Source organism: Pontibacter amylolyticus (assembly GCF_014638845.1).
In the GTDB taxonomy this organism is placed as follows: Bacteria; Bacteroidota; Bacteroidia; order Cytophagales; family Hymenobacteraceae; genus Pontibacter; species Pontibacter amylolyticus.
This window is the reverse complement of sequence record NZ_BMFP01000002.1, coordinates 433,644-456,169: the sequence shown is the minus strand read 5'-3', so window position 1 is coordinate 456,169 and position 22,526 is coordinate 433,644. Positions and strand designations below refer to the sequence as shown.

Genomic DNA, 22,526 nt, shown 5'->3' with positions numbered 1-22,526 from the left:
AGGGAATTACCGACCCTCCTTTGATGTTTCACGTGAAACATCTCTAAATTCAGAATAAATGTTTCCAGAATACGATATCATAGTTGTAGGTGCGGGTCATGCGGGCTGTGAAGCTGCCGCCGCCGCTGCCAAAATGGGCTCAAAAGTTCTATTGGCAACCATGAACATGAACACCATTGCCCAGATGTCCTGCAACCCTGCCATGGGCGGTGTGGCAAAAGGGCAGATAGTGCGCGAAGTAGATGCCTTGGGTGGTATGAGCGGTATTATCACCGACGAGACCATGATCCAATTCCGCATGCTTAATAAGTCCAAAGGGCCTGCCATGTGGAGCCCCCGTGCACAGAGCGATCGCATGCGCTTTGCGGAAGCCTGGCGCCTGACGTTGGAGCAAACGGAGAACGTGGACTTCTGGCAGGAGATGGTGACAGGTATAGAAGTAGAGGGTGGAAGAGCTGTTGGCGTACGCACTAGTCTGGGGATAACTATACGTGGAAAGGCCGTTGTCTTAACGAATGGCACCTTTTTGAATGGTATTATCCACATTGGAGAGAAGCAGATGGGCGGTGGCCGCTCAGCTGAGAAATCAGCGAAAGGGATAACAGAGCAGCTGATCCAACTTGGTTTTGAGGCAGGCCGTATGAAGACCGGAACTCCGCCACGAGTGGATGGCCGCTCGCTGGACTATAGCCGCATGGAAGAGCAGTTCGGAGATGAGAATCCATCCAAGTTCTCATACACTGAAACGACGCCACTGGCAAAACAGCGCAGTTGCTACATTACCTATACCAATTCAGACGTACATGAGATCCTAAAGACCGGCTTCGAAAAGTCGCCGATGTTCCAGGGTCGTATTCAGGGATTGGGGCCACGTTACTGCCCATCAATTGAAGACAAGATTAACCGTTTTGCCGATCGTGACCGTCACCAGATCTTTGTGGAACCAGAGGGATGGAACACAGTAGAGGTATACGTGAATGGCTTCTCGAGCTCTCTGCCAGAAGATGTGCAAATGAAAGCGCTTCGGAAGATCGTTGGATTCGAGAATGCCAAGATGTTCCGCCCTGGCTATGCCATCGAGTACGACTTCTTTCCACCAACTCAGCTCAACTTGACGCTGGAGACGAAGGTGGTAGAAAACCTTTACTTTGCAGGCCAGATCAACGGAACGACAGGGTATGAGGAAGCAGCATGTCAGGGATTGATGGCAGGTATAAATGCGCACAACAAGATAAATGAAAAAGCACCGTTTATACTGAAGCGATCAGAAGCTTATATCGGTGTGCTGATCGATGATCTGGTAAACAAAGGGACGGACGAGCCGTACCGCATGTTTACTTCCAGAGCAGAGCACCGCATCCTGCTACGCCAGGATAATGCGGATATTCGCCTGACGAAGCTGGGCTATGAACTCGGATTGGCTGATGAAAGCCGCATGGCAACTGTGGATAAGAAGATCACAGAATCAGCAGATATCATCGCCTACTTAAATAACAAGCCGATTGAGCCTGGAGATATCAACAGCATGCTAGAGCAAATGGGGTCCGCTCCAATCGTTGAAAAGCAGCGTGCAGGCCAACTGATCAAGCGACCAAACATCGAGATAAAGCACATCGCTGAAGCTGTACCGGCTGTAGCAGAATACTTAAGCAAGTTCAAAACTGACAGCATAGAACAGGCTGAGATTGCAGTGAAATACGAGAGCTACATAGTAAAGGAGCATACCATGGCTGCTAAAATGGGCGAACTCGAGAACTATAACATCAAAGAGAAAATAGACTACCGCAACATACCTGCCTTGTCAGCAGAAGCCCGCGAAAAATTGCTGCGCATACAGCCTGAAACCATAGGGCAGGCATCGCGCATCAGTGGCGTGTCACCGGCTGACATATCGGTACTAATGGTATACCTTGGAAAATAAATGAGCTACGAAAGACTGGAGCAATGCCCGATATGCGGCAAAGAAGATTTTAAAAACTTCCTGGTAGTGACAGACAACGCGGTCTCGAAAGAGAGCTTTGTAATTGTGGAGTGCGAGAATTGCAACTTCAAGTTTACAAACCCACGGCCGGATGCTGCCAGTATTGATAAGTATTACGAATCTGAAGAATACATATCGCACAGCAACATTAAGACAGGCATTATCAACAGGGCCTATCATGTGGTGCGCTCCATTACGACGAAGCAAAAAGTAGAGCTTATCAACAGGCACGTCCCAGCCAAGGGAACCATTTTGGATTATGGCTGCGGGACGGGCGTATTCCTGAATGCCTGCAAGCAGGACGGTTGGGACATAAGAGGAGTCGAGCCAAATATCCGTGCTCGCGAGGAAGCCTCCTCCCTGACAGGGGAAATAATTGCCAAGGGGCTCGAAGAGATCTCTGGTGAGAAATTCGAAGTCATTACGATGTGGCATGTGTTGGAGCATATCCATACGCTAAACGAAACGTTGGCAGAACTCATCAACTTGCTGCAGGACGACGGGACGTTGATCATAGCTGTTCCCAACGCCGATTCGCATGATGCGCAGCAGTACAAGGCAGACTGGGCAGCCTATGATGTGCCACGACACCTATACCATTTCACACAGCCGACTATGAAGCGCCTGCTCAAAAAGCACAAGATGCAACTGGAGGAAGTGCTGCCTATGAAGTTTGATGCCTACTACGTCAGCATGCTAAGTGAGAAACAGAAGGAGGGAAAGACAAAGGTCATCAGCAGCGTAGTGAACGGGTACAAGTCCAATAGCTACGCAGAGAAAAACGGCAACGATTATTCGAGCCTGATATTTGTAGCAAAAAGAAAATAAGCACCCCAATCGGGTGTTAATAAATAAGAACAAGGCAAGCGAAAGTTTGCCTGTTTTTCATTTAAACGAATAGTAGATGAAACTTGTCAACAGTATTTTTCTAGCTGCTTCCCTTATGACGCTTGCATCCTGTGCGAGCATAAACAACCCGGAAGGAGGCCCAAAGGATGAAGACGCACCGGAACTCCTCGACAGCAATCCCAAGCCGCAAGAGCTAAATGTCAGCACCCGCACCATCACGCTGGACTTTAATGAAGAGGTGCAGCCAAACAACTTACAGAAGGAATTGCTGATCACGCCTTTCACTGATAACAAATACCAGGTGAGGTTACAGAAGACCAGGTTGGAACTGGTATTTGAAGAACCGTTTGAGGAAAACACCACCTATACCTTCAACTTCCGAAAAGGCATACAGGATATCACGGAGAAAAACACAGCGGAAGGACTTGGGCTTACGTTCAGTACTGGCACGTTCATCGACTCAAGCAGAGTAAGCGGTCAGGTGGTCAAACTGCTGACACAGGAACCAGAGAAAGAAGCCGTGGTTGCCTTATACCCAACCAACGATACCCTCAGCATCCGGAAAAGCAGACCCTATTACCAGACACAGGCAGATGCGAATGGGGAGTTTGCATTTGAGAACATAAAGGATGGCGAATACAGGATTTACGCGCTGACAGATAAGAACAACAACTCGCTGTATGATAACGAAGATGAATGGGTAGCCTACAAAGCAGAACCAATCCGTGTAACCAGCGAAGAACAGGAGGTTGTATTGCAAACGGTACGAATAGATACCAAACGTCCACTTCTGCAACGCCGCGAAAGGTATACAGACCGCTTCGTGGCCAACTATAATGAAGGCCTGGAAAGGTTCGTAGCCACCTCCGCAGAATCCCCAAAGGATACCCTGGTCCATAAGATATCGCCAGATGGAAAGGTCGTGGATGTATTTGGAAGCAACCGTTTCACAGGAGGCAAGGCCCTGTTAACCGCACTGGACTCCGCTGCAAATCGCACCGTGGATACGGTTCAAATAGCATTTGAAGGAAAGAGAGCCCAGCGTGTGATCGGAGCCAGGCTGAAAGCGAATGGCAATGGAACAGGCAATAACAACACGGTAAGTGAAGGACAGCAAGTAACGATCGAATTGGAGACGCCAGTAAGCATTAAGACAAAGGAGCCCATTCGCCTACTGGCCGATAGCATAGAAGTGGCCAGGCTAACGTATCCTGATCAGGTGAAAGTAGACCGCTCCGCTACAGAGCTGAGTTTCGTTATGCCAAAGTGGACCAACAAGATTCGTGAAGCAACTATCATAATAGACAGCGCGGGTATAGTGCCGGTACAGGGAGCGCAGTTCAGCAAACCGGCCATTCAGGTAACGATAGCAGAGGCGCGTGGCGCCGGAAGCTTGAGAGGAGCCGTGAAAACAGAACAGAAAAACTACATCGTTCAGCTAGTAGACAACCAATATAAAGTGAAGAACCAGGTGCGTAATACCAAGACGTACAACTTCAGAAACATTGAGCCAGGCACCTACTTTATCCGGGTCATACTGGATACCAACAACAATGGAAAGTGGGATGGAGGAGACCCGGAACTAGTGAAGGAACCGGAACAAGTATACCTGCATGACAAGCCATTGGAGATTCGGGCAAACTGGGAAATGGAAGAGGACATAACATTTTAAAAGAAAAAGGAAGCAAAGTAGCTTCCTTTTTTCATGTCCGGACCAGCATAGCCAGGCTGAATTATAGTGGATAAAATCTGCAGGAAGGACCAATAGGTTACGCAGGGGGCATAAAGGCTGCACCTTGTCAACAGTAGTAAAGCAGAGTGAAGACGCGAAAGCTGTCCGTACGCTTTAAAAAAAAGAGAGATCATTTGTGGAGATAGATTCTGAAACAGGGCCCAAGCGAAAAACAAAAAAGCGAACAGGGGAATCACTCACACAAATTGCCAGCCCGTCTCAATTCATGTAAACAGGCCAACGTAACCACAGAGTGTCTGACTCCTAAAAACACAAGCATAGATAGTCTCAAGGTATAAGGAAAGACTGAAGCCCGGTATATCAAATCGCAGAATCGGAGTGAAGCGAACCTTTGTAAAATCATCGATCGCCACACCTGAAAAGTCCCCATCAGATTGAAACGATTGCCGATTTAGATTTAGCTCTTCACTAAAAGAGGACTAGATCGGCCTGATACATAAAAAAGTCAGTAAGATAAAATCGCACCTGGTGAGATTATACCTGGCCAATTCTCCCTGGTAAAAGATCTAAAATAGTCCCGGTTAGGGCACTCGAAATAATCGCATAGGTATAGCAAGGGTATAACTAGCCGCTGCACCGTTATAAGAACCTGAAAAGAGAAACTCAGCGAGCAAGCAATGTTGTAGAGTTGATGTGCAGCAACGAACCAGACTACGCGTGAAACAACTATTAAAAGAAAGTAGGGGCGGCCTCGCAAAGAAAGTCTTCGGATTGCCGTAAGAGGTAAAAACCTGGTGCCGGGAGAAAAGAAAAATCAGCTTTTTCTGGAATCAAAAAAACTGTTTAGTAATCCACAAAAAAGGTGGGTATAGCTGTGGACAAGTGTGGAGTAAATCTGATAACTCAGCACCCCCATGTTCCACAGGTATAGCAAGAGGCCTGTGGAACACCAAAAAAGTGGAAAGCGGTTGACAAAGCTATACCTTGAAAAGGCTTTTCCACGGTGGCACCCTCATGTGAAAAAAGTAATACACACAAAATGGGTAAAAGTGGATAAGCAGGGTAAGTAACTGAAAGCTAAAAATTAACAAAAAGATAATGTGTGGGAAGACGGGTGCACAGCCAAGGTATAGGAATAGGAAATGAGGACAAGTCCAGATGTTCCACACTTATCAACTTATGAACAGCCTTAATGATGAAAGAAGATTTATTTAAAGATTTATCTAATTAAAATTAATAAGGTCAGGAAAGATGTGGAAAGCTGGATAAGTCGGCTCAAAAAGGGGGAGAAAGAGCGGCGGAAAAGGCCCGGAGAAAACAGCTGAAGAAAAGAGCAAAAAAATAAAAGCCCTATATTTATAAGGAGAAAACGAGAACGCTAAATCTGAACTATGACATTTCTATTAAAACTGGTACCACCCTTCGAAGACCCGGTGTTGATTTTCACGCTGGTGCTGCTCATTATCCTGATTGCCCCCATTATCCTCAACAAACTCAAAATACCAGGTATAATAGGACTCATACTGGCTGGCGTGATTGTAGGGCCAAACGGATTTAACCTGCTGCTGCGCGACTCCAGCATCATTCTGTTCGGTACGGTGGGCTTACTCTACATCATGTTCCTGGCGGGCTTGGAAATCGACATGATTGATTTCAAGAAGAACAAAAACAGAAGCATGGTATTCGGCGCCTTTACGTTTTTCATCCCGATTATAACAGGCACCCTGATTTTCTACTACATACTGGATTACCAATTGCTGTCGGCAATTCTGCTATCCAGTATGTTCTCCACCCATACCCTGATCGCATACCCCATAGCCAGCCGTTTGGGAATAAGTAAAAACGAAGCAGTGACCGTCACCATAGGGGGCACGATCATAACGGATACGGCCGTGCTTTTGGTGCTGGCCATCGTGGCAGGCAGCGCAGAGGGCAACGTGGACATGTGGTACTGGATAAAACTTGCCCTGTCGCTGGCAGTGTTCGGGTTCATCGTCATGTATGTGTTCCCGCGCATCGCCAGCTGGTTTTTTAAACAGATAGAAAGCGAGAAAGGAGCCCAGTATATCTTCGTGCTCACCCTAGTGTTTGCGGCGGCCTTTCTGGCAGAGCTGGCGGGCGTGGAGGCTATCATCGGCGCCTTCCTGGCAGGGCTGGCGCTCAATACGCTGATCCCTCATTCCTCAGCGCTGATGAACCGGATCGAGTTTGTGGGCAATAACATCTTCATCCCTTTCTTCCTGATAAACGTGGGCATGATCGTAGACCTGAGCGTTCTCTTCAGGGGGCCGGAGGCACTAATCATAGCGGGCGTTATAGTAGCAGTGGCGCTTGTTACGAAATACCTGGCGGCCTGGGCCACCCAGAAGGTATACGGCTATAACGCTGCGCAGCGCAACGTGATGTTCGGTTTGAGCAGCGCTCACGCAGCCGCAACGCTGGCCGTTATACTGGTGGGCTTCAACCTTGGCATCATCAACGAGGACGCCCTGAACGGCACCATCGTGCTGATATTGGTGAGCTGCCTCGTAAGCTCTTTTGTGACAGAGAAGGCAGGTAAGAAACTGGCTATCATTGAAAGCCGACGCAAGCCGGACCTGAGCCAGAAACCAGACCGCATCCTGGTGCCGATCGCCAACCCGAAGAACATCGAGAACCTGATTGACCTGGCTGTGATGCTGCGCAACCCGGATTATCATGAGCCGATCTACCCGCTGGCCGTCGTGCTGGACAACGAGCAGGCAGAGGAGGAGATCTTCAAAAAGAACAAGATGCTGCAGGAAGCCATTACCTACGCCTCGGCCACGGACAACGATGTGCAGCTGGTCGCCAAAATTGACATCAACATTGCCAGCGGCATCCTACGCGCCATCAAAGAGCTGATGATTACGGAAGTGGTGCTGGGCTGGAACGCGAAGATTACCACCCGCGACCGTATTTTCGGCACGGTGCTCGACAACCTGTTGGAGAACACCGAACAGATGATACTCGTGTGCAAAATCATGCAGCCGCTGAATACGACCCGACGCATCGTGGTGATCGTGCCGGCCTACGCCGAACTGGAAAGAGGCTTTTTGCGTTGGATGCGAACAGTGAGCATATTGGCAACCCAGCTGGGGGCCAAGGTTGTGTTCATGGCAGGAAACAGAACCATCAACAACCTGAAATCTACGGTAAAGAACAGCAAGCCAGCCATAGATGCGACCTACGAGCCGAGACCGTCCATGCCCGAGTTTGAGAACAACCAGACAGGTATAGGCAAAGACGATATGGTAGTCGTGCTATCTGCACGAAAAGGTACGGTGTCCTACAACGGTATACTCGATAGCGTGCCGCGCGTGCTTTCGCGTAACTACAAAGACAACAGCTTCATCATCATATATCCGGAGCAACACCCGAACCTATACCAGGACAATCAGTTCAAAACAACCGGCTATACCAATGAAACCAGGGAAATCGAGGGCTTTTAACTATGATCTGGATTTCAGAAATACGGATTTCAGAAAAAATCCGGAGCTATACCGTATAGGAAAAGGAGAGCAAGGCGTTCTGCTGGTAGAACCCTATAAGTCGGAGATACTGCCGCATTGGCGCTTTAAAACGCCCGAGGTGGCACGGGAGTCGTCGGAGCATATCTACGGCTTGTTCCTGGATTACCTCCGTCACAACGACTTTGTAGGCGCCGACATGGCCCGCAAGTTTTTGCAGATGGGCTACACCCGCTCACGCCGCTACGCTAACCACCGCACGGGCCAGAAGTACAGAGGCCCCGTTCCGGATGATAAGAAAGGGCAGAGCGGCGCCCATGGAAGAGACCAGTTGCCTCTGGACCCTGACCCGGTAAAAGCTGAATCGGCACGCATTTTCAAGGCGAGGTGGGAGGAGGCGAAAGAAAATGAAACGTATAAAAAGCTGATGACAGAGTTCAGGGCAACATACGAGTCGTAAAAAAATTGAAGGAGATGAAATGATTTAACCTTTTAATTCCGAAATTAGTAAATCACATATCTTTGCATACAAGATAAAACGATAGAGCAACATGGTTAACAAAGAAATCAGGTTAGGCAAAGGGCTTGGTAAGATCAAGTTTGGCCTTACAATGGAAGAAGTAGAAGCGCTATTGGGCGAACCTGAAGAAATAGAAGAGTCCGACGAAGAGGATGAGTTTGAGCATCAGGCCTGGAACTACTGGGAGGAAGGCTACTCGCTGTACTTCGATAAGGAAGACGATTACAAACTCAGCTGCATCGAAACAGCCAACCGCGAGGTGAAACTGTGGGAAGAGCGCATTTTCGAGATGAGCCAGGAGCAGCTGAAAAGGCTTTTCGCTGACCACGGGTATGAGGATCTGGAAGAAGAGGAAATGGAAACAGGCGAGACGCGCATTTCTTACGAGAAAGAGATGATCGACCTGTACTTCGACGAGGACCAGCTAATTGCCGTGAACTTCGGCGTGTTCATCAATGACAACCTGGAGGTTGTTTGGCCAGAGAAATAAGAAAACAGTAAATCTATATACAACCCGGCTTCTGCAAAGGAGCCGGGATTTTTTTTGCCCGACTTGAGCTACCTGCAGTGAAGTCTGATCTTAAAAGACCACAAGCTGTATACCTGCCTTGAAGTATACAGCAAGCTGAAAACTGATCAAAGCCATGGGAAAGCTGTTCCACATGGGGCAATCTACCCCTAAAGTGCGGGTATACAGCTGTGGAAAAGCGAATCAAAAATAGCGTTCAAAGGTATAGGAAGCCCTGTATCAGGTATAGCTGTACACAAGGGGCATAAAAAAGGCCCGGCTTAAACCGGGCCTTTTCTGTGGTAAAAGTGCTATACCTTAGTTGAAGAAGAAGTTGTAAATCTCCTCCTGAATGGCCGGGTTGATGGAAATTGCCAGGATCATGGAAATGATTAGACCAATGGTCACAGACAAGATGTCCTTGCCGATTAGGTTGAGCGTTTTGGCAATTTTCACGCTGCTGTCTTGGGCTCTCAGGCGCATACCCAATTCACGGCCTGCGAGCAAACCTATAAATACCCAGGTGGTACTCATCGGCACGTTGTTCACTTCCTTGAAAACATACAGTATCAAAGCGTATACGAGGTCAATGATGGTAGCGCTGCGAACATCACGTACTTCGGATTTCTCGTTGATGATGTTCTGGATTTTGTCTCCTTTCATAAAGAACAGGAAACCGAGGCCCAGGAAGATAAACAAGGTGAAAGCCAGGAATTCATAAACATTCAGTTGACGCGGCAGGTATACGGCAATGTTTGCCAGGTCCTGTGCCAACCAGATGTACCATAAAAAGCCACTGATTATCCATTGAGCCCACACCCAGAAAGTATGCGCCTCGCCTTTGATAAAACGTTTTATAACCTTTGTTAGGGTAAGGTATATGATCAGTGCTGACAGGAACGCCACAATATACCCCGCTATACTCTTGTTGAGCATGCTCAGGATGGTGCCTGAGGTAGCCGTGAACACACTCAGTAGCATGAACGTGGTTGAGACAGGTATGCGGAACCGGGTTAAGAGAAGCAGAATGATAGGCGCAGCCAGTTGCAGGTACACAAAGTTGGTAGGCGCTTTTTCGAGGCCAGGTGTGGCCAGACGCTGGTATGAAACATCACCGTTAAACACGACCCAGCTATAGGTAACCGTGGCCACAAAAATAAGGCCCATGAACAGCCACTGCCAGTACCACTTCTTGTCTTCGTTGGAACCGATAAACGTGCCGATGGTCTGGATACTGTCGTTGGCGATAGCGGAGTAACCTGCAAAAGCAAAACCCACCCACATAGCAATGGAAGGATAAGGATAGAGCGCGCCCGCTGCGATAAGGGAGAAAGCAATAAAGTAGAGAAACTTCTTCTCCTTCTGGACAACAACATCCAAAAGACTGAAGCGCTTTGTGAATTTGTGCGGCTGGGCCGGAAGAACTTGCTTCGGTCCCTTCTTTTTCTTAGCCATTTTTAAAGGTTGGGTGAGATTTTCAAAAACGACGCAAGTTATCACATAATAGGCGAGAGGTAGTGCTGCCAATGTTAAGAAATTGTTAACAGCGAAGGATTAATACCGAATATACCCTTAATAATTATAGCAAGACCTGATAAAATTAAAATATAAAGCTGTTGCTGTACCCAAAATTCTATAAACAGCGTTTGGCATAATCACCCTTTAATCTTCTATCTTTGCAGCATGGCGACACAAGAGAAAACCCCTGTAGAAAACGCACAATTGAAAGACATTATCTCGCACGCGAAGGAGTACGGCTTCGTGTTCCCGTCAAGCGAGATATACGATGGCCTGCAAGCCGTGTATGACTACGGCCAGATGGGCGTAGAGCTGAAGAACAACCTCAAGAACCTGTGGTGGAAGTCCATGACGCAGCTGCACCAGAATGTGGTAGGTATAGACGCCTCCATTTTCATGCACCCGCTCACCTGGAAGGCCTCCGGTCACATCGACAGCTTCAATGACCCGATGATCGACAACAAGGACTCGAAGAAGCGCTACCGTGCCGACGTGCTGATTGAAGAGAAAGCCGCCCAGTACGAGGCCGACGGCCACTACGACAAAGCCAGCGAGCTGCTGGTGGAGATGGGTAAGCTGTTAGGCGCCGAGGAACTGGACGCAGTACGTGACCTGATAATCCGTGAAAATATCAAATGCCCGATCTCCGGCACCACCAACTGGACCGAGGTGCGTCAGTTCAACCTGATGTTCTCCACCCAGGTAGGTTCTGTGGCCGAAGACTCGAGCACCATTTACCTGCGCCCCGAAACAGCACAGGGTATATTCGTGAACTTCCTGAACGTGCAGAAGACCGGCCGCATGAAAGTGCCGTTTGGCATTGCGCAGATCGGAAAGGCCTTCCGAAACGAGATCGTGGCCCGTCAGTTCATCTTCCGCATGCGCGAGTTCGAGCAAATGGAAATGCAGTTCTTCGTGCGCCCTGGCACCGAGATGGAGTGGTACAACACCTGGAAAGAGAACCGCAAGAAGTGGCACGAGGCCATTGGTATACCTGCCGACAGCCTGCGCTACCACGACCACGAAAAGCTGGCCCACTACGCCAACGCCGCCGTGGACATCGAGTTCAAGTTCCCGTTTGGTTTCAAAGAGGTGGAAGGCATCCACTCCCGCACCGACTTTGACCTGACCCAGCACCAGGAGCTGAGCCGCAAGAAACTGCAGTACTTCGACAACGACCTGAACGAGGAAGGCAAGCCATACGGCAACTACATCCCTTACGTGGTGGAGACATCCGTTGGGGCCGACCGCCTGTTCCTGATGACGCTTTGCAGCGCCTATACCGTAGAGGAGATCACCGAAGGCGAACAAACCAAGACGCGTACCTTCCTGAAGCTCCACCCGGCACTGGCTCCTGTAAAGGCCGCCATCCTGCCGCTTACTAAAAAGGACGGTCTTCCAGAGAAAGCCACTGAGATCTTTGACTCGCTCAAGTACGACTTCAAGACCATCTACGAAGAGCGTGACTCCATCGGCAAGCGCTATACCCGCCAGGACCTGATCGGTACGCCGTTCTGTATCGCCGTAGACCACCAGACTCTGGAGGATAACACTGTTACCGTGCGTGACCGTGACTCACGCGAGCAGGTACGCATGCCGATCAGCGAACTGCACAGCTACATCGACAAAGCCGTTAACTTCAAAAGCATATTCGAAAAGCTGGCCTAAGGTATAGGTATAGCCTGGATTAAGAACAGCCTGCGGCGCTAAGCCGTGGGCTGTTTTATTTTAGCACCAGGTATAGGCCTTGTTTTACAGGTATAGGCTATGATGGGCGAGGTTAGCTGAAGCAGTTGCTAGGTATAACTATACCTTACACGAGCGCTGAAAATGTCCTGAAACCAAGTAAAGTGCTGTTGTTATGTTAAGCTATGCCTCGCTTTATGTGGAAAATTACGTGAAAGTTTGATCATGTTCGCATAATAATAACCTGATAGACAGTTGTTTGTGGTTTATAAAATGCAATATAATCCACAGCTATACCTGTAACATTTACCTTTTTGCCGGATGATAGGATTACTGAAGGTATAGCTGTGTCCTTACACTTCGGGCATACAGGCGGGCAGGAATAAAGAAGCATAGGATGATGCTACATTTTTCAGATACCTTTTTCAAGTAATCTCCGGACAAAGCGAAGAAGCTTTTCGCAATAGAAAACTACAGGGTCAATCGTGTATAACTGTTCCATAAAGCGTCTGTGGGTCGCGCAAACGGTTTTTTACAGTCATTATTCCACAATCTTAGTTAGGCTATGTCGCTAAATTCGGGCTTCACTTGTTAGGTATAGGTATAGCAAAAGATGATAGAAATTCTGGCAAGCTTCCACGTGGAAAGCATCAAAAAATTAAAAATACTTACCTTTGTATTACAGCTGGAAAATCTGGGGCAAAAAGGCACTCTATCAGAGCCATAAGGAGGCAGATCAATTGATTTTGGTAGCCAGTCCGAAACCCCGAAGAGAAGTAACCTGGTTACTTTGCCCGCTTGCCTGAGCCGGATGCTCTGGAGAGGTATAGACGATTGCACCAGGCATCAGGCAAGTAGAGTGGCAGCCTGGATTGCAATGTGCCCAAACCTAACTAACTTGCCAAATAGCAACACGGTCCGGTCCCTGAGGCTATACCTGAACCAGCTGATTTGATTTTGACGAAGAATTACCTGAAGAATAAGTGCTGAACATGGCAAAATATAACGAATACAAAAACCTCAACTACGCGCAAGTAGGCGAGGAGGTGCTGGCGTTTTGGAAGGAGCACAACATCTTCCAGAAGTCAGTTGCAACAAGAGAAGGGCACAAGCCTTTCGTGTTTTATGAAGGACCGCCGTCAGCGAACGGTACGCCAGGCATTCACCACGTGATGGCCCGCGCCGTGAAAGACATTTTCTGCCGCTACAAGACCCTCAAAGGTTTCCAGGTAAACCGCAAAGGTGGCTGGGACACGCATGGCCTGCCCGTAGAACTGCAGGTAGAAAAGGAACTGGGCATTACTAAGGAAGATATAGGCAAGAAAATCACTGTAGAGGAGTACAACCAGCGCTGCCGCGAAACCGTGATGCGTTTCAAAGGCCAGTGGGACGACCTGACCGAGAAGATGGGCTACTGGGTAGACCTGGACAACCCCTACATCACGTTTGAGAACGAATACATTGAGTCGGTATGGGCCCTGCTGAAGCGCCTCTACGACAAAGGCCTGCTTTACAAAGGCTACACCATCCAGCCTTATTCGCCGGGTGCGGGTACCGGCTTGAGTTCGCATGAGCTCAACCAGCCGGGTTGCTACAAGATGGTAAAAGACACGACCATCGTGGCGCAGTTCGAGGTGAAGAAGATCACCCGCAACATGTTCCTGTTCGAGTACGAGGAAGAGAAAGTCTCTTTCCTGGCCTGGACGACCACGCCCTGGACGCTACCTGCCAACACGGCCCTGGCCGTAGGCAAAGGCATCAAGTACGTGAAGGTAAAAACCTACAACCCCTATACCTACGAGCCGATCTCGGTTATCCTGGCCAAAGACCTGGTGAGCCGTTTCTTCAATCCGAAGGCCGCTGACCTGGCCCTGACGGACTATAGCTCCGGCGACAAGCTGATCCCGTTCAAAGTAGTAGAGGAATTTACAGGCGCGGACCTGGCAGGGGTGGAGTACCACCAGCTGATGCCGTACGTGCAGCCAGACAAGCCTGCGTTCCGCGTAGTGGTAGGCGACTTCGTGACTACCGAAGATGGTACCGGTATCGTGCATATCTCGCCAACCTTTGGTGCGGACGACTTTAGGGTAGCGGCTCAGAACGACATCCCGGCGCTGCTGGTAATGGACGAGAACGGAAAGCCTGCCCCTATCGTGGACAAGCAAGGTCGTTTTGTACAGGAGATCACCGACTTTGCCGGCATGTACGTGAAAAACTACACCGGAGAAGACGAGTCAGCGCCTGACTACAAGCCGACCGATGTCCTGATCGCCATCAAACTGAAAGAAGAAGGCAAAGCCTTTAAAGTAGAGAAATACGAGCACACCTACCCACACTGCTGGAGAACTGACAAGCCGGTGCTCTACTATCCGCTCGACAGCTGGTTCATCAAAACCACTGCCGTGAAAGACAGGATGATCGAGCTCAACAAGACCATCAACTGGAAACCGGAGTCTACCGGTACAGGGCGATTCGGTAACTGGCTCGAGAACCTGGTGGACTGGAACCTGTCGCGCTCCCGCTACTGGGGTACCCCTTTGCCGATCTGGCGGACAGAGGACGGCGAGGAAGAAATCTGCATTGGCTCGATCGCACAGCTGAGCGAGGAGATGGATCGTGCGGTGGAAAAAGGCTACATGGAGGCTTCCGTGGAGATCAATGACCTGCACCGTCCGTATGTGGACAACATCGTGCTGGTGAGCCCGTCCGGAAAGCCAATGTACAGAGAGACAGACCTGATCGACGTTTGGTTTGACTCGGGCGCCATGCCTTATGCACAGTGGCACTACCCGATCGAGAACAAGGAAATATTCGAACAGAACTTCCCGGCTGACTACATCGCCGAAGGGGTGGACCAGACACGTGGCTGGTTCTTTACGCTGCACGCCTTGGCGGTGATGCTCGAGGACAGCGTGGCCTACAAGAACGTAATCGCCAACGGCCTGGTGCTGGACAAGAACGGCAACAAGATGAGCAAGCGCCTGGGCAACGCCATCGATCCGTTCGAAATGATCGGCAAGTACGGCCCGGATGCCGTGCGCTGGTACATGATCGCCAACGCGCCGCCTTGGGACAACCTGAAATTCAACCCGGAGGGGGTGGTAGAGACACAGCGCCGTTTCTTCGGCACGCTGCAGAACACCTACTCTTTCTTCGCGCTGTACGCCAACCTCGATAACTTTACGTTCGCCGAGGACGAAGTGCCGCTGGAACGCAGAACCGAAAGCGACCGCTGGATCATCTCGAAGCTGAACACACTGGTAGCTGACGTAGATTCGTATTTAGATGACTACGACCCAACCCGCGCCGCCCGTGCGATACAGGATTTCGTGGTGGACGACCTGAGCAACTGGTACGTGCGCCTCAACCGCAAGCGCTTCTGGAAAGGCGAGTACAACGAAGACAAGGTGGCCGCTTACCAGACGCTTTATACCTGTCTGGAGACCATTGCCAAGCTAGCTTCGCCAATCGCGCCGTTCTACGCCGAGCAGCTGTACCGCGACCTGAACGCCGTGAGCGGCAAGCACAAAGAGGAATCGGTACACCTGGCTTACTACCCGGAAGTGGAGCACGCCGCCATCGACAAAGACCTGGAAGAGCGCATGGCGTTGGCCCAGACCATCTCGTCGCTGGTGCACTCGCTGCGCAAGAAGCACTTCATCAAGGTACGTCAGCCGCTGCAGCGTATCCTTATACCTGTACTGAGCGAGCATACCCGTCACCAGATACAGGCCGTGGAAGACCTGATCATGAGCGAGGTGAACATCAAGCATGTGGAGTACATCGACGATACGTCGGGTATCCTGGTGAAGAAGATCAAACCGAATTTCAAGAAGCTGGGTCAGGTATTCGGTCCGAAAATGAAGCTGGTGGCCGCTGCCGTGCAGCAGATGAACCAGGACGACATCGCTACGCTGGAGCGTGAAGGTGGCATCGAGCTGCAGATAAACGACGAGGAAACCGCCGTGCTGACGCCAGATGACGTGGAAATCTCTTCAGAAGACATTCCGGGTTGGCTGGTAGCCAGCGAAGGCAAACTGACCGTGGCGCTCGACGTGACCATCACCGAAGAGCTGAAACAGGAAGGCATCGCCCGCGAACTGGTGAACCGCATCCAGAACCTGCGCAAGGACAGCAACCTGGAGGTGCAGGACAAGATACACATCGTGCTGCAGGCATCGGTGCAGGAGGTAAATACCGCTGTGGAAAACTTCCGCGACTACATCCAGACCGAAACGCAGGCGCTGAGCCTGGAACTGACTGACAATGTGGTAGATGGTACGCTTCTCGAGGTGGATGACTACCAGGTGAACATTCACATCCGCACCGAAGCGGTTTAGCTTAAAGAACAAGAAGCCCCGGCCTTGAATCGGCTGGGGCTATACCTTATACCTTTATCCTGCGGCGGCTTCACAAGGTCCCCGCAGCCTAATTGACGAAACATGAAATATTGGAAGTACTACCTGGTGGCCCTCATCGTCATCATCATCGATCAGGCTGTGAAGCTTATCGTGCATTACAACATGGAAATGGGTATGCCGGGCGAGATCGTACTGCTGGGCGACTGGCTGAAGCTGCACTATACCCTGAATCCGGGTATGGCCTTCGGTGTGGAGCTCGGCTCTGATTACGGTAAGCTGATGCTGTCGCTGTTTAGATTGGTGGCGGTGTTTGGCATCGCCTATTATATCTATCATCTGGTGAAGACGAAAGCCCCTAAAGGCCTGATCTGGTGCATCGGCCTGATTCTGGGCGGTGCCATCGGCAACCTGATCGACAGTACGTTCTATGGTGTGTTGTTCGACAATCACCCTTATGGCTCGTCCACACCGTGGTTCCATGGGCAGGTAATCGATATGTTCTACATTGATATTTGGGAAGGCATCGTGCCACACTGGATCCCCTTGCTGGGTGGCAAACCGATGTCGCTGTGGCCTATCTTCAACGTGGCGGATTCGGCTATCTTTATCGGGGTGCTGATTATCCTCTTCAACCAGAAGCGTTTCTTCGCGCATCACGACGAGCCCGTTAAGGAGCCGGCTGCCGAGCAGCAGGGTTTGTAAGGTATAGGTATAAGCAAAACGAAAGCGGCTGTTCCATGTGGAATAGCCGCTTTCGTTTTGCTTAAAGTTTTACCTGGTTCATACCTGATATCTTCAAAACCATGGTGAAGAAGGAAACCATAGACCATCTTTTCTTCTCCATCATTTATGAGGATCGACATCAACTGAAGGTAAGAATTTTTTACAACACCCCCATTTTCTCCAGTCGTACTCTCAACTCCTCCGGCGAAGTAAAATGAATTGACTCGATGCCTAACTGCTCGGCGGCCTTGATGTTGCGCAGGTTGTCATCAATGAAAAGCACTTCTTCGGGTTGCAGGCTATACCTGTTCAGCAAGGTATGGTAGAAGCTGTGGTTGGGCTTGCGGTCTTTTTCAGTACCCGACACCACGATGCCGTCGAACCAGCCGAGGAAGTCGTAGCGCTCCAAAGCGATCGGAAAGAGTTCGGCAGACCAGTTCGTAAGGGCGTATAGGGTATGTTCTCCGCGTAGTTTCATCTCGCGTAAGATCGCTACTGAGTCCTGAATCGGTCCGCCCAGCATTTCCTCCCAGCGGCCATAGTAGGCTCTAATGTTCTCTTCATGCTCCGGGTGTCTGGCAATCAGGTAATCATTGGCTTCCTGAATCGTGCGGCCGCCATCCTGCTCTTCGTTCCAATCAAAGGTGCAGACGTTCTCCAGGAAATGATGCATCTCTGCCTCATCGTCAAAAATCTTGCGGTACAGGTAGTGCGGGTTCCAGTCGATGAGCACGGCACCGAGGTCCCAAATGATCGTGCTTTTCTGATCGGCTTCTAAACTAGTTAAATTGGTAGCGTGATTATATTCTGAATTGTTCTGCATTGCTTTTTTTGGTCAAACTTAAATGTAGTGCGAAATACCAGAACAAGAAAGGCTTCGCATTCATTCAAAAAACCTTATTTTTACCAGAAGCACCAAGCCCCATCGCCCTTGCCTATACCCACACCCATACTGCAGGTAACCGATCTCGAAACCACTTTTGCCACACGCCAGGGTATGGTGCGCGCAGTGGACAAGGTGTCGTTTGCGGTATACCCGGGCGAGGCGGTAGCCATTGTGGGTGAGTCGGGGTCGGGAAAGACGGTGACGGCGCTCTCGCTGATGCAGTTGCTCGATGCCAACGCAAAGGTCGGCGGGAAGGCCTTGTTTCAGTCGGAACGGCTGGGGGCGGTAGATCTCCTGCAACTAAAGGAAAAGGACCTGCAACAGGTTCGGGGCAACGAGATGGGCATGATCTTTCAGGACCCGATGTCGTCGCTCAACCCCGTCTATACCTGTGGACAACAGGTAGCGGAGGTGCTGTTGTGGCACCGTAAAATTTCCAAAAAAGAGGCGAAAGAGCACGTTTTGCGACTTTTTGAGCAGGCCAGGCTGCCCAGGCCGGAGCAAATTTACGACAGTTATCCACACCAGATTTCCGGCGGACAGAAGCAACGCGTCATGATCGCCATGGCCATGGCCTGCAAGCCTGCCATCCTGCTTGCCGACGAGCCGACCACTGCCCTGGACGTAACGGTGCAGGCCCGCATGCTCTCGTTGATCGACGAGTTGCGGGTCAAGCAGAACATGGCCGTGCTGTTCATCAGTCACGATCTGGGGGTAGTGGCCGAGATAGCCGACCGCGTGCTGGTCATGTACAAAGGCCGTATCGTAGAGCAAGGGAAAGTGCTCGACATCTTCACCAATCCGCAGCACCCCTATACCAAGGGCCTGTTGGCCTGCCGCCCTACGCTCAGCACCAGGTCACAGACCAGGCTGCCGGTTGTGGCCGACTTTATGGAGGAAGACGAGCAGGGCCATATCCTCGAAAAGCAGCCTCAGGTATACGAACCCTCTCTGGTAGATGTGGTGAATGCCTACGTAGGCACTGTATCCGGTATAAAACAACAGCGCGACAACAGCCAGAAGCCACCCCTGCTGGTGGTGCAGGACCTGCAGGTATACTTCCCTATCAAAAAAGGAATCTTCTCCCGCACCACAGGCCATGTAAAAGCGGTGGACGGCGTGAGCTTTGCCTTAAAGCACGGCGAAACGATTGCGCTGGTGGGCGAGTCGGGGAGCGGCAAGACGACACTGGGGCGGGCGATTCTGCGGCTAATAGAGCCAACGGCGGGGAGCGTACTGTTCGAAGGCAACAACATCGCCCGCATGAACGCGGAAACCCTGCGCCGGAACCGCCGCCATTTTCAGATGATCTTCCAGGACCCCTATACCTCGCTCAACCCCATGCAAACCGTAGGGGAGGCCATACTGGAACCCATGCGTGTGCATAAACTCTACGGAAATGACAAAGAACGCCGCGCTAAAATGCTGGAACTCCTTGAGAAGGTTGGGCTTACGCCGGAACATGCGCAGCGTTATCCACAGGCATTTTCCGGAGGACAACGGCAGCGCATTGTCATCGCACGGGCCCTGGCGCTGCAGCCGAAGCTGTTGATATGCGACGAGTCGGTGTCGGCGCTGGATGTGTCGGTGCAGGCGCAGGTGCTCAATCTGCTCAACGAACTCAAGCGCGATTTCAATATGACGTACCTCTTCATCACCCACGATCTGGCCGTGGCCCGGCACATGGCCGACCGTATTCTGGTGATGCACGAAGGGCGCCTGGTGGAAGAAGGTATACCTGCACAGCTTTTCCGGAACCCGCAGCACGCCTATACCCGTTCGCTGCTGCAAGCCATACCTGATGGCGGGCCCGAGGCCATTGCAGCGGCGCAGGAGAAGCGCGTGGCCCTGAGATCAGGTATAGCGCAGTACCAGGATTAATATACCCGTCCACATGGCCCATATATAGACTTTTCTCTATAAATTCACCTGAAATTGAGTTGGCTTTAACCTTAGTCTGCCTTGCGGGCGTATAGAGTCAAAACCATTTCAACCAATAAGTACATGGCCTGAGGTGCGGCATACCTGCACTAGCCATTAGAAACAAGATACATGAGAAGTAAAAGACCAAGCAAAGGCGGCAGAGACAAAGACAGCCGCAACGAGAAAGGCGGCTCCCGCAGAGGCGAGTCTTCCAGAAGAGAACCATCCGCAGGTGGCGGCTCCCGCCGAGGCGATGGCCAAAGAGGCGGCGGCAGAGACCGCTCAGCCAAAGGCATCGTGCTGGAGATGTTCTCCAACAGCCCTGACACCGTATTCACGCAGCGTCAGATGACCCGCAAGCTGGGTATAGTCGATAAGAAAGGCCGCGATGAGCTAATGGTGATTGTCAATACACTGCTGCGCGAGAACAAGCTGCTGCTGATCGACGGCGACAAATACCAGCTCAACCTGCGCGTCAACATCATCACGGGCCGTGTGGACCTGGCAAACAGCAAGTATGCCTACATCGTGTCCGAGGATACAGAAGACGATGTGCGCGTGTTCCGCGAGCACCTGAAGTACGCCATGGACGGTGACCTGGTGAAAGTGAAAGTGCTGCCCACGATGCAGGGCGGCCGTTCAGAAGGCATGGTGGTCGAGGTACTGGAGCGTTCGCGCACCGAACTGGTGGGCCTGATGGAGCTCACCAAAAACTTTGGCTTCGTGGTGCCCGACTTCAAGCGACTCTACTTCGACGTGTTCGTGGGCGAGCGCAACCTGAATGGGGCACAATCAGGCGACAAGGTGCTGGTGAAAATCATCGAATGGCCCAAAGAGCCCGGCAAGAACCCGACGGGCGAAGTGATTCGCGTATTCGGTCCGGCCGGTGAGAACGAGGCCGAGATTCACTCCATCATGGCCGAGTTCGGCCTGCCGTTCGAGTTTCCGGAGACTGTGGAAGAAGAGGCCGAGCAGATATCCGACAAGATACCGGCCGGTGAGCTTGCCAAGCGCCGCGATATGCGCGACGTCACCACTTTCACGATTGACCCGGCCGACGCCAAGGACTTTGACGATGCCCTTTCGATCCAGAAACTAGAGAATGGTAACTGGGAGATTGGCGTGCACATTGCCGACGTGACGCATTACGTACACCCGCGCAGCCTGCTCGAGAAGGAAGCTTTCCACAGGGCCACCTCGGTATACCTGGTGGACAGAACCATCCCGATGCTGCCGGAGCGCCTATCAAACGGCCTCTGCTCCCTGCGTCCGAACGAAGAGAAACTGACCTTCTCGGTGGTGTTTGAGATTGACGACAACGGCAAGCTCTACGACACCTGGTACGGTCGTACGATAACGTATTCCGACCGCCGCTTTTCCTACGAAGAAGCGCAGGAGCGCATTGAGACAGGTGAGGGCGACTTTGTGGAGGAAATCAATACCCTGAATAACATTGCCAAAAAACTGCAGGCGAAGCGCTTCAAAAACGGTGCTATCAGCTTTGAGACGACCGAAGTGAAATTTAGGCTCGATGAGAAGGGCAAGCCGCTTTCTGTTTATGTGAAGGAGCGCAAGGACGCCCACAAGCTGATTGAGGAATTCATGCTGCTGGCAAACAAAAAGGTGGCTGAGTTTGTCTACGGCTTGGGCAAAGGCAAAAAGCGCCCGACCATGGTATACCGTACGCACGGCTCCCCGGACCCCGACAAGCTGAGCACGTTCTCTATCTTCGCCGGCAAGTTTGGCTACAAGGTAGACCCGGATGGCGATATTTCGGAAGAACTGAACAACCTGACGCACGAGATCGAGGGCAAGCCCGAGCAAAGCGTGCTGCAGAACCTGGCGATCCGTACGATGGCCAAAGCCAAGTATAGCACCGAGCCGGAAGGTCACTTCGGTCTGGCATTCGACCACTACTCACACTTTACCTCACCTATTCGCCGCTACCCCGACATGATGGCGCATCGCCTGTTGCAGCACTACCTGGACGGTGGCACTTCGGAGGACAAAGAGGCTTTTGAGGAGCGCTGCCGCCATTCTTCCGAAATGGAGAAACGTGCCGCCGACGCCGAGCGTGCCTCCATTAAGTACAAGCAGGTGGAGTTCATGAAGGACACCATCGGCAATCAGTACAAAGGAATTGTGTCTGGTGTGACAGAATGGGGTATATTTGTGGAGATTGAAGAGAACAAGTGCGAAGGCATGGTGCGCCTCTCGAGTCTGAACGACGACTACTACGAGCTGGATTCCAACAACTACCGCATTATTGGTCGTCAGTCGAAGCGCATTATCTCTTTTGGAGATGAAGTGCTGGTCGAGATCGTGGGTGCCAACATGGCCGAGCGCACCATCGACATGGAACTGGTAGAAACCCTTAAAAGACATTAAAA

General features: G+C 51.0%; 13 protein-coding genes. 11 read left to right on the top strand and 2 right to left on the bottom strand.

Annotated features, from left to right (window positions below; genetic code table 11):
- The first annotated feature begins 58 nt into the window (after positions 1-58).
- From mnmG to IEV97_RS06950, 6 genes are all read left to right on the top strand, one after another.
- Positions 59-1,921: a tRNA uridine-5-carboxymethylaminomethyl(34) synthesis enzyme MnmG gene (mnmG, locus tag IEV97_RS06975; protein ID WP_188500782.1), complete on the top strand. Its 1,863-nt coding sequence runs from the start codon at positions 59-61 to the stop codon at positions 1,919-1,921.
- Positions 1,922-2,809: a class I SAM-dependent methyltransferase gene (locus tag IEV97_RS06970; protein ID WP_188500781.1), complete on the top strand. Its 888-nt coding sequence runs from the start codon at positions 1,922-1,924 to the stop codon at positions 2,807-2,809.
- Positions 2,810-2,885: 76 nt separating this feature from the next.
- Positions 2,886-4,502: an Ig-like domain-containing domain gene (locus IEV97_RS06965; protein WP_188500780.1), complete on the top strand. Its 1,617-nt coding sequence runs from the start codon at positions 2,886-2,888 to the stop codon at positions 4,500-4,502.
- A 1,412-nt stretch (positions 4,503-5,914) separates the two neighbouring features.
- Entirely contained in the window at positions 5,915-7,993 is a 2,079-nt protein-coding gene (locus IEV97_RS06960; RefSeq protein ID WP_188500779.1) for a cation:proton antiporter domain-containing protein, read from the top strand.
- Positions 7,965-8,471: a DUF4385 domain-containing protein gene (locus IEV97_RS06955; RefSeq protein WP_188500778.1), complete on the top strand. Its 507-nt coding sequence runs from the start codon at positions 7,965-7,967 to the stop codon at positions 8,469-8,471. Before IEV97_RS06960 ends, IEV97_RS06955 begins: the two co-directional genes overlap by 29 nt.
- A gap of 91 nt (positions 8,472-8,562) precedes the next feature.
- Positions 8,563-9,021: a hypothetical protein gene (locus tag IEV97_RS06950; protein WP_188500777.1), complete on the top strand. Its 459-nt coding sequence runs from the start codon at positions 8,563-8,565 to the stop codon at positions 9,019-9,021.
- Positions 9,022-9,357: 336 nt separating this feature from the next.
- Here IEV97_RS06950 and IEV97_RS06945 read toward each other — a convergent pair whose 3' ends face one another.
- Positions 9,358-10,494: a hypothetical protein gene (locus IEV97_RS06945; RefSeq protein ID WP_188500776.1), complete on the bottom strand. Its 1,137-nt coding sequence runs from the start codon at positions 10,492-10,494 to the stop codon at positions 9,358-9,360.
- A gap of 228 nt (positions 10,495-10,722) precedes the next feature.
- Here IEV97_RS06945 and IEV97_RS06940 point away from each other — a divergent pair, with 228 nt between their 5' ends.
- The 3 genes from IEV97_RS06940 to IEV97_RS06930 all read left to right on the top strand — a co-directional run bounded on the left by IEV97_RS06940 (position 10,723) and on the right by IEV97_RS06930 (position 17,306).
- On the top strand, positions 10,723-12,225 hold the full coding sequence (locus tag IEV97_RS06940; RefSeq protein ID WP_188500775.1) for a glycine--tRNA ligase: 1,503 nt from the start codon (positions 10,723-10,725) through the stop codon (positions 12,223-12,225).
- Positions 12,226-13,235: 1,010 nt separating this feature from the next.
- The gene (gene ileS / locus IEV97_RS06935) at positions 13,236-16,583 is read left to right on the top strand and encodes an isoleucine--tRNA ligase (RefSeq protein WP_188500774.1); all 3,348 of its coding nucleotides are present in this window, start codon (positions 13,236-13,238) and stop codon (positions 16,581-16,583) included.
- 102 nt (positions 16,584-16,685) lie between these two features.
- The gene (locus IEV97_RS06930; protein ID WP_188500773.1) at positions 16,686-17,306 is read left to right on the top strand and encodes a lipoprotein signal peptidase; all 621 of its coding nucleotides are present in this window, start codon (positions 16,686-16,688) and stop codon (positions 17,304-17,306) included.
- 181 nt (positions 17,307-17,487) lie between these two features.
- Here the strand turns inward: IEV97_RS06930 and IEV97_RS06925 are convergent, their stop codons facing one another.
- Positions 17,488-18,150: an HAD family hydrolase gene (locus IEV97_RS06925; protein ID WP_188500772.1), complete on the bottom strand. Its 663-nt coding sequence runs from the start codon at positions 18,148-18,150 to the stop codon at positions 17,488-17,490.
- A gap of 108 nt (positions 18,151-18,258) precedes the next feature.
- Between IEV97_RS06925 and IEV97_RS06920 the strand changes: the two genes are divergently transcribed.
- The gene (locus IEV97_RS06920) at positions 18,259-20,094 is read left to right on the top strand and encodes an ABC transporter ATP-binding protein (protein ID WP_188500771.1); all 1,836 of its coding nucleotides are present in this window, start codon (positions 18,259-18,261) and stop codon (positions 20,092-20,094) included.
- Between the two features lie 171 nt (positions 20,095-20,265).
- Positions 20,266-22,524, top strand: coding sequence for a ribonuclease R (rnr, locus tag IEV97_RS06915; RefSeq protein ID WP_188500770.1), 2,259 nt, complete (start codon positions 20,266-20,268; stop codon positions 22,522-22,524).
- Positions 22,525-22,526 lie beyond the last annotated feature (2 nt).